General features: G+C 40.8%; 14 protein-coding genes. 8 read left to right on the forward strand and 6 right to left on the reverse strand.

Features of this window, described 5'->3' with window-relative positions; genetic code table 11:
- The first annotated feature begins 63 nt into the window (after positions 1-63).
- A complete protein-coding gene (locus MTF64_RS09450; RefSeq protein WP_248451219.1) occupies positions 64-3,162 on the forward strand; it encodes a beta-galactosidase in 3,099 nt (1,032 codons plus the stop codon).
- 74 nt (positions 3,163-3,236) lie between these two features.
- On the opposite strand, the gene MTF64_RS09455 is transcribed toward MTF64_RS09450, so the two are convergent.
- A complete protein-coding gene (locus tag MTF64_RS09455; protein WP_248451220.1) occupies positions 3,237-3,695 on the reverse strand; it encodes a DoxX family protein in 459 nt (152 codons plus the stop codon).
- Positions 3,696-3,988: 293 nt separating this feature from the next.
- On the opposite strand from MTF64_RS09455, the gene MTF64_RS09460 reads away from it, so the two are divergent.
- Positions 3,989-5,575 carry a diguanylate cyclase gene (locus MTF64_RS09460; protein ID WP_248451221.1) on the forward strand — a complete coding sequence of 529 codons (1,587 nt, stop codon included), beginning with the start codon at positions 3,989-3,991 and terminating at the stop codon, positions 5,573-5,575.
- Between the two features lie 25 nt (positions 5,576-5,600).
- On the opposite strand, the gene MTF64_RS09465 is transcribed toward MTF64_RS09460, so the two are convergent.
- Together MTF64_RS09465 and MTF64_RS09470 are read right to left on the reverse strand one after the other, a co-directional pair.
- Positions 5,601-6,386 (reverse strand): hypothetical protein, encoded by a 786-nt coding sequence (locus tag MTF64_RS09465; RefSeq protein WP_248451222.1) that lies wholly within the window; start codon positions 6,384-6,386, stop codon positions 5,601-5,603.
- A 153-nt stretch (positions 6,387-6,539) separates the two neighbouring features.
- Positions 6,540-6,959 carry a VOC family protein gene (locus MTF64_RS09470; protein WP_024033213.1) on the reverse strand — a complete coding sequence of 140 codons (420 nt, stop codon included), beginning with the start codon at positions 6,957-6,959 and terminating at the stop codon, positions 6,540-6,542.
- A gap of 271 nt (positions 6,960-7,230) precedes the next feature.
- Between MTF64_RS09470 and MTF64_RS09475 the strand changes: the two genes are divergently transcribed.
- Positions 7,231-7,536: a hypothetical protein gene (locus tag MTF64_RS09475; protein WP_036963831.1), complete on the forward strand. Its 306-nt coding sequence runs from the start codon at positions 7,231-7,233 to the stop codon at positions 7,534-7,536.
- Entirely contained in the window at positions 7,533-7,916 is a 384-nt protein-coding gene (locus tag MTF64_RS09480) for a hypothetical protein (RefSeq protein WP_004586056.1), read from the forward strand. The genes MTF64_RS09475 and MTF64_RS09480 overlap by 4 nt, the downstream gene beginning before the upstream one ends.
- 1 nt (position 7,917) lies before the next feature.
- Here the strand turns inward: MTF64_RS09480 and MTF64_RS09485 are convergent, their stop codons facing one another.
- Both MTF64_RS09485 and MTF64_RS09490 read right to left on the reverse strand, forming a co-directional pair.
- A complete protein-coding gene (locus MTF64_RS09485; RefSeq protein ID WP_055252786.1) occupies positions 7,918-8,745 on the reverse strand; it encodes a sterol desaturase family protein in 828 nt (275 codons plus the stop codon).
- Positions 8,742-9,188, reverse strand: a complete 447-nt coding sequence (locus MTF64_RS09490) for an SRPBCC family protein (RefSeq protein WP_248451223.1) — start codon at positions 9,186-9,188, stop codon at positions 8,742-8,744. Before MTF64_RS09490 ends, MTF64_RS09485 begins: the two co-directional genes overlap by 4 nt.
- Before the next feature lie 97 nt (positions 9,189-9,285).
- On the opposite strand from MTF64_RS09490, the gene MTF64_RS09495 reads away from it, so the two are divergent.
- The 4 genes from MTF64_RS09495 to MTF64_RS09510 all read left to right on the forward strand — a co-directional run bounded on the left by MTF64_RS09495 (position 9,286) and on the right by MTF64_RS09510 (position 13,361).
- Positions 9,286-10,281, forward strand: coding sequence for an AraC family transcriptional regulator (locus tag MTF64_RS09495; protein ID WP_248451224.1), 996 nt, complete (start codon positions 9,286-9,288; stop codon positions 10,279-10,281).
- Positions 10,282-10,366: 85 nt separating this feature from the next.
- Entirely contained in the window at positions 10,367-11,146 is a 780-nt protein-coding gene (locus MTF64_RS09500; protein WP_154945565.1) for a transporter substrate-binding domain-containing protein, read from the forward strand.
- Between the two features lie 46 nt (positions 11,147-11,192).
- A complete protein-coding gene (locus MTF64_RS09505; protein WP_248443847.1) occupies positions 11,193-12,161 on the forward strand; it encodes an alpha/beta hydrolase in 969 nt (322 codons plus the stop codon).
- A gap of 111 nt (positions 12,162-12,272) precedes the next feature.
- On the forward strand, positions 12,273-13,361 hold the full coding sequence (locus tag MTF64_RS09510) for a polysaccharide lyase family 7 protein (RefSeq protein WP_055252782.1): 1,089 nt from the start codon (positions 12,273-12,275) through the stop codon (positions 13,359-13,361).
- Here the strand turns inward: MTF64_RS09510 and MTF64_RS09515 are convergent.
- Positions 13,351-13,755, reverse strand: coding sequence for an NUDIX hydrolase (locus tag MTF64_RS09515; protein ID WP_024033224.1), 405 nt, complete (start codon positions 13,753-13,755; stop codon positions 13,351-13,353). The two genes, MTF64_RS09510 and MTF64_RS09515, sit on opposite strands and share 11 nt — an antisense overlap.
- Positions 13,756-13,823 lie beyond the last annotated feature (68 nt).

Raw genomic sequence — 13,823 nt, forward strand, 5'->3', positions numbered from 1 at the left:
CGCAACGCATTATTTTAGCTATATTTAAGCCACTATAATTGCCACACATGCAATAGGACACGAATGAACTCACTACAGCACATAATTAACCGCCGCGATTGGGAAAACCCAATTTCGGTGCAAGTTAATCAAGTAAAAGCGCACAGCCCACTTAATGGTTTTAAAAGCGTTGACCATGCCCGTACAAACACGCAATCACAAAAACAAAGTTTAAACGGCCAGTGGGATTTTAAATTATTTGATAAGCCCGAAGCGGTTGATGAATCATTACTAAGTGAGGCACTCGCCAGCGACTGGCAAAGTATTCCAGTGCCTTCTAACTGGCAACTACACGGCTTTGATAAACCTATTTACTGTAATGTTAAATACCCCTTTGCAGTAAACCCGCCATTTGTACCAAGCGATAACCCAACAGGTTGCTACCGCACTGAGTTTACTATTACGGCGGAGCAATTAGCTCAGCGAAACCATATTATTTTTGAAGGCGTAAACTCGGCGTTTCACCTTTGGTGTAACGGTCAATGGGTGGGCTACTCGCAAGATAGCCGCTTACCAAGCGAATTTGATTTAAGCGAGCTGTTAGTTGCAGGTACTAATCGGATTGCGGTTATGGTTATTCGCTGGAGCGATGGCAGTTACCTAGAAGATCAAGACATGTGGTGGCTAAGCGGTATATTCCGCGATGTTAATTTACTTACTAAACCACAACACCAAATACGCGATGTATTTATAACCCCCGATTTAGACGCATGCTACCGCGATGCAGCGCTACATATAAAAACCGCAATAGATGCGCCAAATAACTACCAGGTAGCCGTACAGGTTTTTGATGGTGAACAAGCACTGTGTGAGCCACACATACAAAGCACTAACAATAAACGCGTTGATGAAAAAGGCGGTTGGAGCGATGTGGTTTTTCAAACAATTGATATACAAAACCCTAAAAAGTGGACCGCTGAAACCCCGACCTTATACCGCTGTGTTGTAAGCCTGTTAGATGAGCAAGGCAACACTGTAGATGTAGAAGCCTACAACATTGGCTTTAGAAAAGTAGAAATGCTTAACGGGCAGCTTTGCTTAAACGGCAAACCGCTACTTATTCGCGGTGTTAACCGCCACGAACACCACCCCGAAAACGGCCACACGGTGAGTACTGCCGACATGATTGAAGATATTAAGCTGATGAAGCAAAATAACTTTAATGCTGTACGTACCGCTCACTACCCTAACCACCCTCGTTTTTACGAGTTGTGTGACGAGCTAGGTTTATACGTAGTAGACGAAGCCAATATAGAAACTCACGGTATGTTTCCTATGGGTAGGCTTGCAAGCGATCCGCAGTGGGCTGGCGCATTTATGTCGCGCTATACGCAAATGGTTGAGCGCGATAAAAACCACCCCTCTATTATTATTTGGTCACTGGGTAACGAATGCGGGCACGGTGCCAACCACGATGCGATGTACGGCTGGTCTAAAAGCTTTGACCCATCGCGCCCAGTGCAATACGAAGGTGGCGGCGCAAATACCACCGCAACCGATATTATTTGCCCTATGTATGCCCGTGTAGATACCCATGTTGCCGACGACGCCGTACCTAAATACTCTATTAAAAAGTGGTTAAGCCTACCGGGTGAAACGCGTCCACTTATTTTATGTGAATACGCCCATGCAATGGGTAACAGCCTAGGTAGCTTTGACGATTACTGGCAAGCATTTAGAGAATATCCGCGTTTGCAAGGCGGCTTTATTTGGGATTGGGTAGACCAAGGTTTATCTAAAACAGATAAAAACGGCAAGCATTACTGGGCTTACGGTGGCGACTTTGGTGATGAGCTAAACGACCGCCAATTTTGTATAAACGGCTTATTATTTCCAGACCGTACACCGCACCCAAGCCTGTTTGAAGCTAAATACAGCCAGCAACATTTACAATTTACGCTGCAAAAGCAAACTCAAAACCAATACACCGTTGATGTATTTAGCGATTATGTATTTAGAGCAACCGATAACGAAAAACTGGTTTGGCAGTTAATAGAAAATGGCCAATGTGTAGAGCAAGGCGAGCAAGTTATTAATATTGCTCCGCAAAGTACGAAAACGCTAACTATTAATTCAAAAACGGTGTTTAAAGCAGGTGCGCAATATCACCTTAATTTAGATGTTGCACTGATTAACGACTCAAGCTTTGCAAGTGCCGAGCATGTATTAAACACCGAGCAATTTAAGCTTATAAATAGCCAAAGTTTAAGCGCTGATGCATTTTCGCCTGCGTTAACAAACGCCTCAACGCCCGGCGCACTAAATATTAGCGAAACCAACACACAGCTAAGCATTGAAGGCGATACCTTTAAACTTGTGTTTAATAGCCAATCAGGCCTTATTGAGCAATGGCTGCACAATCAAACCCAAGTTATTAAAAGCCCATTGGTTGATAATTTTTACCGCGCCCCGCTTGATAACGACATAGGCGTAAGCGAAGTAGACAACCTAGACCCTAACGCATGGGAAGCACGCTGGTTAAGAGCGGGTATTGGGCAGTGGCAGCGTACATGTCGCTCGTTTGAAGTAGTGCAATCAACCTTAGATATACGTATTACCTGTGTATTTAGTTATGAATTTGATGGCGCAGTACAAGCAAAAACAACTTGGCTTTATACACTTAATAATACCGGTGAAATTAGCTTAAATGTTGATGTACAACTAAACGATACTCTCCCACCCATGCCACGCATAGGGTTAAGCACAACGCTTAATAAACCAAGCGATACACAAGTAAATTGGCTTGGTTTAGGCCCATTTGAAAACTACCCAGATCGTAAAGCGGCTGCGCGCTTAGGGTATTACAGCGCACAATATAATGAGCTACATACACCGTATATATTCCCAACCGATAATGGCGTACGTAGTGATTGCCAGTTACTAAGCATTAATAACTTAAACGTGACTGGTGCGTTTTTATTTGCCGCCAGCGAGTACTCACAAAGCATGTTAACGCAAGCAAAACACACTAATGAGCTAGTCGCTGATGATTGCTTACATGTACATATTGACCATCAACATATGGGGGTTGGCGGCGATGACTCGTGGAGCCCAAGTACCCATAAAGAGTATTTACTAGAGCAAAAGCAATACAACTACTCTTTAAAATTTAGTGCTAAATAAAACAGCGCTTAATCCATACAAAAATAGCGGCTAATTTAGCCGCTATTTTTTTAACACCGAATTGTTATTTATTACTACTGAGGCAGCGATTTATTCGCTAACTTTTTAGCAATTACGTTATCAACCGATAAGCTACCTGCCCCTTGTATAGCCAGTGCACCCGTTGCAACTAACAAGGTAAGTGCGAACTCATAGCCGTTGTTTGCTACAAATAAACCATGACTAATGTGCACGCTAAATATCGCAATCAGCATAGTAAACGCCGTAACTACAGCTGCTGGGCGCGTTAATAAACCAATGGCTAAGGCAATGCCGCCAAAAAATTCAGCGCTGCCTGCCATCATTGCAAGCCAATAGCCAGGCTCAAGGCCAATGCTTGCCATCCACTGCCCTGTGCCTTCAAGGCCGTAGCCGCCAAACCAAGCAAATAATTTTTGTGCGCCGTGCGCTGCTAAAATTAAACCAACGGGTACACGTAAAATAAGTGCTGCCATGCCTGCGTTAGAGCTTAATAATGAGTGTAAGTATTTCATAGTGTGATCCAGTTTTATTGTTAATAAGGCTAGTAACCAATGAGTACAGTTTACTATCATCATTTAAAACAATTAATACGAATATTATTGCCAAATTATCAACATGGTGTTTTTAATTACTTAACTAAGTTGCGCCTATTTTGTACTTGCGGGCATAAACACCTCAGGAGCTAGTTTACTAGCGCACTTTTAAGCGTTATTAAACAGTAAACTAATAGCTAAATAGTCCGGCTCTGCTAGTATAAAAAAAGTAGTAAAAATTGGATCCGCTTATGAGCTATAAAGGTAATAGATTGACGTTTTTCCCACCTAAAAATAAGGGGGCGCTCTTTTTTGTTTTCATTACTTTGCTCACGTTATTTATTACTTTTGATTCTCATGCTGCCGATACATGTAAAATAAAGCACTTAAACTCACCCACGCCTGCCTCAGTGCTAAAGGTAAATACTCCTTCTGAACTCACTGCTCAACGCGGTGTTAATCAATATCAAATAAGTTGCTCTGTTAAAAATGGTGGCGTACTAAGCTTTTTACGCCCGGGGTTAGATAGCTTTACTTGGCAGCAAAACAACACTATAAAAGCGCCCTTAAAAGCAGGGCAAGTAGCCTACTTAATGGACTCGGGGGCTTTTACAGCCACAATAACATTAGAATCAAAGCTTAATTACACACCGCGGTTTAAATGGCAGCCAACTCATATTTATTTTAAAAAAGCACAGCAACATTCGCTGATTATGGGCTCATTTTATGGGTTGTGCATTACACTTATTTTTTATGTATTAATAATGGGACATAGACTTAACGAAAGTGTATTTAAGCTCTACAGCATTTACATTTTTTGTATTGGCAGCTTTATTTTACTCCAAGAAGGGCAACTGTATTTATTTGTAACGCAGCATGTATCTGGCGTTATTTTTAACTTATACCTACTTAGCATTGGCTTAACCGTACTAAGTGCCACGTGGTTTATGCTTGCGTTACTCGAGACTAATAAACGCTGGCCTAAATTAACTAAGCTGCTCAAAACATTGGCCTGTACTGTAATGCTATGCGCGGTACTTAAAATGCTCGTTACCGACCTGTTATTTTGGACAATAGCAGGGCATATAATGGCTTATTCTTCGCTGTTTATTGTGGCTGTTATTTTTACTTTAGCAGCAATGCAAGCCCTCAAAGGTGTACGCGAGGCAACACTCGTATTTGTAGCGCTTAGCTTTGTATTAGTAAGTATGATTTTTAGGGTGCTGCTTATTAACCAAAGCCCGTTTATGCAGCGTTATGGGTTTGTGTTAGCGTTTGCGGTTGAATCATTTTTATTAGCTGTTGCGGTTTCAAGGCGTATAAGCCGAATGCGAATTGCACAAAAGCGCGCCGAAACCGAAGCAGACTACGACCCCCTTTGTGGTATTTTAAACCGCAGGGGCTGGGCTAAAAAATCATCCGCGCTTATCAATATGCACGCCAAAAAAGGCGGCGTATTATGCTTGATGTATATAGATTTAGACGACTTTAAACAAATAAACGACAGCTACGGCCATGCTGTAGGCGATGACGCTTTATGCAACGTTGCCCGTTGCTTAAAAAGCAGTGTTCGCAGCAGCGATGCTGTAGGGCGCTTAGGCGGTGATGAATTTGTAGTGCTTGCACATTTTTATACTAATGCGCAGGTAAATCCTAAAACTCATCATTTAAAAACCGCCTTAAATAGGCTCACAATAAATCACAACAACGACCCTATAGCCATTAAAGCGAGTATGGGTACTACCGTATTTAGTGAACCGCCCCACTCTATTGATGAAATTTTAAAAGCGGGCGACACCGCCATGTACCACGAAAAAATACAACGAAAGGTTAAACCGCTCACGTTAGTAGATGGCTAAATTTAAGCAATACTGCTTATTGCTATTAAACCGTAGCCGGCTTGGAAAATTGTTTACGGTTTACATAGTGGCTCATAATAATGGTAAATAAAGTTGAGCACACTGCAGCCGCTGCATATACCTGCCAAATCACAAATTCAAACTTAAGCGCGAGCGCAATCACAGCAAAAAACACACAGCCCCCTAACGAGCCAATAATGCCGCCGTTAAGCACCTTATACGCCGAGTATTTTTTATCACTTGCATGCGCAATACTGCCCATAACCGCCAAAATTACCGGAAAAGTAGAAAGTAACCCGCTCCACATTGACCCTATTTTTGCCGATATAAACGTAACTAACATAATAAAGCAGCTGACCAATAACATTTTTAGCGGCAGCTCCCACGCAGCGGTAAAAGGTTTGGCATCGGGCGCAAATTTTAACTTACTCGATGCCAGCGCAAGCACCAATAAAGTACTAAGCGAGAGCACCGATGCAAAGGCAATATTAACCGGCAATAACAAGGTAAATGCACTAAAAGCGCACCATAGTGTTAATGCCGCAAACAGCGCTTTAACCACCCCATATTTTGCAAGCATGGCAGCATAACAAAAACAAAATAAGCCTATACCGCTCATGCCATACAACGACGCCACAGCCGAGTTACTGGCAAATAACTTACCTTGCTCAAGCGCAATAAAATACGAAATAGGGCCCGATGTAATAGGCAAGCCCGGAATAATACCGCTCACAAAACTGCCAAAGCGTTTTTGAGCAAAGTGAATAAATAATAAAAGTAATGGCGCAATGGTGAGTTTTAACAGCAACATAAATAACTATAAAGTATGAGAGTTGCGCGTTAGTCTACGTTTAAAATTCCGTAGTGTAGAGTGAATAAATATCACTCATACGGTGTAATTATTTTCATCTATAGGTACAAAAAAGGCCACTACAAAAGTGGCCTATTCTTTAATAAATATTGCTTACGCTTTTTTAAATAAAACCTCAGGGTTTACCATGGTTTTCATTTCAAGCACGTTGCCGTTTGGATCTTCAATAAAAAAGGTTTCTTGTTCAAACTCATCACCAACAAAACGGCGATACGGTTTATCTAGGTATTCAAGCCCCGCATCTTCTATACGTTTTTTTAAACCGTTAAATTCATCTTCAGATAAATGAATACCAAAATGCGGTACCGCCACTGCGCCCATATCTACATCGTGGCGAACAGTGGGTAAGCGCTCTTCGCTTTGGTGTAATGTGAGTTCATTCCCCCAAAAGTCTATGTCTACCCAGCGCCCTTCTTCGCTGTTCCCTGTTTTACAGCCAAGCACATCACAGTAAAACGTTTTCGCTACTTTTAAATCGCCAGCGGGTATAGCCAAGTGCAAACAGTTAGACATAAATTACCTTTAATCTTTTAAATTTGTATATTAATAACCTCTATTATACATAAAATATAATTTATGAAACATTAACAGCCACAAATAAGCATAGTTAATACCAATCCAGCTTAAAAAGTAGCCTTAATAACATTTAACGCTAACACCCACATTTTATTTATTAGAGATAGTTAGAAAGCGTAAAAGGATTAGTTTAAAATGCGCTGCTATGATTAAATTCTTATTTTTAAAGTTTATAACCTTCTTTTTAGGCTTTGTAGCCTGCTTTGCCATGCACACAACTTTTGCATTGCCTTTAGTTATTTCGGCGGCACTTACAGGGCTAATTGGCTCGTTTATTCCTTTTCCTGCTCGGTTTAAAAACCATCCCTATGCGGCTATTTACGCAGGTAGTTTTGCCGGTATGTGCTCTACACACTTAATTACAAGTTATTGGGAAATAGCCATAATTTCTGTTATTGGCGCCAGTTTATATGTGCTTACCATAAATATGTTTACCGGATTTGGCGGTAAGCTTGGCAGTGTTGCCTTTGCAAGCGTGGCTTTATTTATGTTGGCCAAAGGAATGGTTTTATGAATTTAGAATACCCATTTATAGCCTTATTAGGTGCGTTTTTAACGTTTTACTTAGCCAAACATAATCGTTTTGACGGCATACGCGCATCGGCCTCGCTTTCTATTATTGCTTATTTACTATTAAGTGCTTTAAACCTAAACCCCGACTTATACTCAGTCGTGTTTTTTGGCGGCACATTTATAGGCATGAGCGCCCCACACCGATTTGGTATTTATACCGTTGCCAGCTCATCTATTTTATTTTCGTTTTTATTTGAATACCTAGTACCAAAGCTTGATGGTTATGGCGGTGCCTTAGGTGTGAGTGCGTTTTTATCTATTTGTATTTGCCACATGTTTATTTTACTCGGAGCGCCAAGAAGTAAAAAGCCACTTGGCTAAATCACTCGTTTTTAACTTTAACGCTACTGGTTGGGTAGCCAAATAGCACTTTGCATTTAGCTTTTAATCCTTTCGCCGTATAGGTACTTTTTAATAAATGAGCCCACTGATGAAACGTTATTATTAGTGGGTTATTGCTATTTAGCTGCCCTACTATGCCGTATTTACAGGGCTGATTTTTGTCTTCTTCTACAAAGGTGCCAAATAACTTATCCCAAATAATAAGCACTCCGGCAAAATTTTTATCAAGGTAGCGTTTATTAATTGCATGATGAACCCTGTGGTGCGATGGCGTATTAAATACGCTTTCAAACCAACCTAACTTAGCCACTATTTGCGTGTGCACAAAAAATTGATATGCCAAATTAAGTGCCACTACGCTAAATACGGTTAAAGGGTCAAAGCCTAGTAGTATCATAGGTAGCCAAAATACCCACATGCCGGCTACTGGGTACATTATGCTTTGCCTAAACGCAGTGGTAAAATTCATTTTAGTGGAGCTGTGGTGCACCACATGCGCAGCCCACAACCAATGAATATGATGCGACGCACGATGAAACCAATAGTACAAAAAATCTTGCAGTAAAAATGCAAAAGCAACGCTTAATACACTTAGCTTTATATCAAATAAGCGGTACTCGTAAAGCATGTAAAAAAATGGCATAAGTAGCAGCAGTGCCATTGCATCTGCGCCTTGGTGCAACAAGGCTAAAACGGTGTTTGCTAGGCTGTCTTTTATATTGTAATAGCGCTTAAATTTTACAAATTCAAAGCATACAAACACTAAAAACACAGGGCTTAGGGCAAGTAAAATAATTTCTGAGTTCATACTTTGCCCGCCATAAAGTAATGCTGCAGTTTATTTAATGCATGGGTTATATCTTTACTAATTAGGTGTTTTAGCAAAGCATTTGGCAGCCACCACGGCGCTTTGCAGCGTATACAATAATTAAGCTCGGTAGTGATACTTTTAGCCCCTGTATTAGCAACTAAATAAATATCACCTTGATGGTTTGCCACAGGCTTATTACCTACTATTTGGTAGCAAATGTGGCTGGGGTTAGCCATTATTATACGCTCATTAAACGTGGCATTTGCCATTTTCACTTGCCTAATAGCGCCTTTACCGCCTTTTAGCTCACCGCTATTTGCTGTTGTTATTAGCTCAAACTTGGCATTAAAAAAACGATCTAACTGCTGATGATCCAACAAGATGGTTATTATTTGCAAAGGATCTGCATTAAGCGTTTGTTTTATTGATATAAAGATCATTGTTTACAGCGAAGATAATTACTCATGTAACTAGCATATAAAAATTGAACATGGCAAGCTTGCTCATACACGACCATTTTTTAGCTTTAGACGACAAATGCATACACTGGCTGATCATTACTTTTCGAGCATTTTAGATTACTTGCAAACCCAAGGTATTGATTCTAATACGGCTCTTAAGGCAATCGGGTTTACTGAATTTAGTCGCCAGCATAGTCAGCAATTAGCACCCCGTATTAGTTTACAAAGTTACAATGCGCTGCTTGTGTATGGCCAAAAAGCGCTAAACGATCCGCTGTTTGGTTTTACTTTAGGTATGCACATTCGCCCCGCAGATTACGGTATATTGGGCTATTTAATAGAATCGAGCGATACCCTAAGTAGCGCTATAAAGGCACTGTTAAATTACGACAGCTTAGTGGCAGATATTGGTAAAGCGCAGTTTTTGCAAGTTGCAGACACCGCTACGGTGCGCTGGCATGCTCATCCTCATTGTAATGAACAAGTAGTATTACGAAACATGACTGCGTGGGTAAGCGTTATTCGCCAGTTAATAAACGCATCGCTTTGCCCAAGCAGTATCAGCTTTATACATAATTGGCCTAAAAGGCACACACAACAGTTAGAGGCCTGGTTTAAATGCCCCGTTATAAGCGGCGCAGCGCATAACCAAATAAATTTTCCGAGCAGTTATTTAAACCTTACCTTTAAAACCGACAACGCCATTGTAAATGCTACATTTAAGCAGCTTTCACAACAGCAGCTATCGCGTTTTAAAAGTCAGCAGTACTTAACAGAAAAAGTTAAACAGCTACTTATTGCAAAAACAACATTACAAAATTGCCAGCTTATTGCAGTTGCAAGCGCACTAAACGTAACACCGCGCACGCTACAGCGACATTTAAAAAAACAACATGTAACCTTTGCGCAATTGCTCGAACAAGAAAGAAAAAACCGCTCCCACACGTTAATTGGCACGCTGCCACTTAGCGAACTAGCTAACCTGTTAGGCTTTAAAGATCAGAGCTCGTTTAATCGTGCTTTTTTACGATGGCACCATTGCACACCCACACAATTTTTAAAACGTAAATGAACCGCAGTGTTATTCACATTAAATAAACATTTATGGTATACCTTTTAATCAACACTCTTTAAACTAGAGCGCATAATAATTAAAAATGTGGGTTAAATTTGTGCGTGTAGTATTAAGTATTTGTGTGTTTATGCTTTATAGCGCCATGTGCAACGCACAGACCATTACCTTTGTAGCAGAAGATCTCCCACCTTATCATTTTATAAATGAAAATAACGAACCCGACGGCGCATTAGTCGATTTAGCCAAAGCCACCATTAAGCACACAAAGCTATCCGCCAAGTTTGAAATAATTCCTATGGCGCGTATTTTTACAATGCTTAAAAACAACCCAAATGCAATTGCGTTGTCTCTTTTAAAAACCCCCATTAGAGCAAGGCAATACACCTGGCTCGGTGAATCATACTTTGCCGATGCTTATTTAGTTAGCTTAAAAAACCGTACTGATGAAGTTACCCACCTTAATCACGCAAAATTTTACCAAGTGGCCACAATACGTGGCTATTCAAGTGCCACCTATTTAAAAAACGCCGGTTTTACCGAAGACAAAAACCTAGTTCTTGTAAGCTACTATCAGCAACTGTGGCAAATGCTTTATAAAAAACGCATCGACTTTGTACTAACCAATACACTTACATTAAATAACGAGCTAAAGCACTCAGGCCTAAATCCCAATTTAATAACTAAGCGAATTCATTTAACCGACTACCCTTCAAAATTATATTTTAGTGCCAACAAAACCGTAGATAAACACACCGCAAGCGCTATTAGCCATGCACTTAACACGCTAAAAGAAAACGGCGAATATCAGGCTATTTTAACCAAGTGGCAACTACCGCTTCCGGCTACTGCCAACAAGTTGTAATAAACAGGGTCTATAATTTTAGCAACGCAAACACTGCTAGTTGGCTATGCGAACAATTAAAACACCTCAGGGTATAAAACTCAGTTACCAAGACGAAGGCGATAAAAAAGCCCCCGCAATCATACTTATTATGGGTTTAGGCGCACAAATGACCGTGTGGCCGGACTCGCTTTACTACACCTTAGTAAAAAAAGGCTTTAGAGTTATACGTTTTGATAACCGCGACACTGGCCTATCTACCCATTTAGAGCATCACCCTAGCCCGAGTTTATTTAAATCGTGGTTAAGTAAACGCCTGCCCATACGCACGCAAACGCCCTATTTACTTGATGATATGGCAAACGATGTATTAGCGCTTATGGCGGCGCTTAAAATAAAAAAAGCGCATTTTGTAGGTGCTTCTATGGGCGGTATGATTGCTCAACTAATTGCAGCTCAACATAAAAAAAAGGTGCTAAGTTTAACCACTATTATGTCAAGCTCTAGCCTGCCAAGGCTGAGTGCCAAAAGCATTGGCGTATTTATAAAGCTTGCCAAATTAAAGCCCAAAACATCCAGCCGTGATGAGGCAATAAACTACAACATTAAACTTAACCAACTTATTGGCAGCCCCGCTTACCCTCAATCAGAAGACGCACTTCGCCATCATGCAACGCAAATTGTAGAGCGCTCGCATAATCCAAGTGGCTACAAACGCCAGCTTATTGCTATGGCCGCGAGTAAAGACAGGCAACATTTAATTCGTAAAATTAAAACGCCTACTTTAGTAATTCACGGCAGCGACGATGTGGTAATACCCGTAAGTGCAGGCAAAAAAACGGCAAGCCTTATAAAAAAAGCCAAACTAAGAGTAGTCCCTGGGATGGGCCATAACTTTGCGCCAGAACTTATGCCTCTTATGACAAAGTGGATAGTTAAGCATGTAAAAAAAGCGCAGCGCAAACACCTAAATAAAAAACGCAAAAAACAACAACAACAAAAAAACCACTTTGGTATAACCAAAAAGGCACTATAAAAACTACAAAAACAAAAAATTGGTAATGTTGATATTTTAAATTGGTATGTTAGATTAAAGTTAAGCGAAGTTAATATCGCTCATTTTTAATATCATCACACAGAGACAACAATGAAAAATCTAACATCTACTTTTAAACTCACAGCACTGGCTGCTGTTACCCCTTTGCTATTTATGGGCTGTGCCAGCACAAGTACACCTGTTGATAGTAATGTCGCAGTACCTGCGTCAAAATTTGATTTATCGCAATGGAAAATAAACGTACCTGTAGATCTCAATAACGATGGAAAAATAGATACCGTAGACGTAGAAGAGATCCAAACCTACGCGCACCCTGATTTTTTCTACCTTGATGATCAAGGTTATATGGTATTTACCTCGCCAAACAAAGCGCTTACCAGTGCAAATTCAACCAATACCCGCAGTGAACTAAGACAAATGATCCGCGGCACCAATACCAAAATAAAAACTAAAAATTCAAAGAATAACTTTGCCCTAGCTGTACACCCGCTATCGGAGCGTTTTGGCTCGGTAGGCGGAAAAATGGAAGCCACCCTAAAGGTGGATCATGTTGCACTACGCGCTAACGACCCTAATAAAAAAGCCGCTTATTCTGTGGTGGTAGGGCAAATTCACGCAGGTAAAGATCAGGCCTTAATAGATACTAAACTGGGTTTTGGCTGGGGTAACGAACCACTTAAAATTTATTATAAAAAATGGCCTGGCCATAAAACCGGATCTGTTTTTTGGAATTACGAACGTAACTTACCAAAAAAAGATCCTAACCGAACCGACATTACATACCCTGTGTGGGGTAATACCTGGGAAAACTCGGACGATCCCGGTGCGACAGGCATAGCGCTTGGCGAAGACTTTAGTTACACAGTAAACGTGCATAAAAACATGATGTACTTAACCTTTAGCGCCCAAGGCAAAAAAGACGTTAACTACGCAATTAACTTAGGCAATAACGTAGATGCCTATGGCAAGGTAGATGAAAAAGATCACCCTAATGGCTATGCTGCCGATTGGCATTACTTTAAAGCGGGTGCTTATAACCAATGTAGCACCAAAAGCGCTAAAGGCATTTGGTACCCAGGCTGTTTAGGCACTGGCGATTGGGCCACCGACAAGCAAAATGGTGATTACGCCCAAGTGAGCTTTAAAAAATTAGTATTAAGCCCATCAACTAAACCGTAAGCGTTGTTGTAGTTAAGTAGTTTTTAAGTGATGTAAACAGTGGCGATGGTAAATTATTAATGTCGCACCAGCGCCACTGCATACATTTATTTGGCTCGTTTAGCACAGGCTCGCCGCCCTCGTAATCGGCTTTTACGTATAAAGTAATGTAGTGTTTATTCTCAGCACTAAAAATATCGTTAGTAAAATCAAGCTTAGTAATTTTACTCACATTTAGCCCTGTTTCCTCAAATACCTCGCGTATTGCGCACTGCTCAACACTTTCACCAAATTCTAAATGTCCACCAGGCGTTGCCCATGTATTTGCACCATGCGACCCTATTCGCTCACCTAATAAAATAGTGTTTTGGCGCATTATAATAACCGCAACCCCTACTCTTACTACGTTACTCATATTGCGTTTTCTCTTATTTTAATTGCTCGCCATGCTGAGCCACACGCTTTGTATTGTCAATTTTGTAT

This window comes from Pseudoalteromonas sp. 2CM41L, assembly GCF_023161905.1.
Taxonomy (GTDB): Bacteria; Pseudomonadota; Gammaproteobacteria; order Enterobacterales; family Alteromonadaceae; genus Pseudoalteromonas; species Pseudoalteromonas atlantica.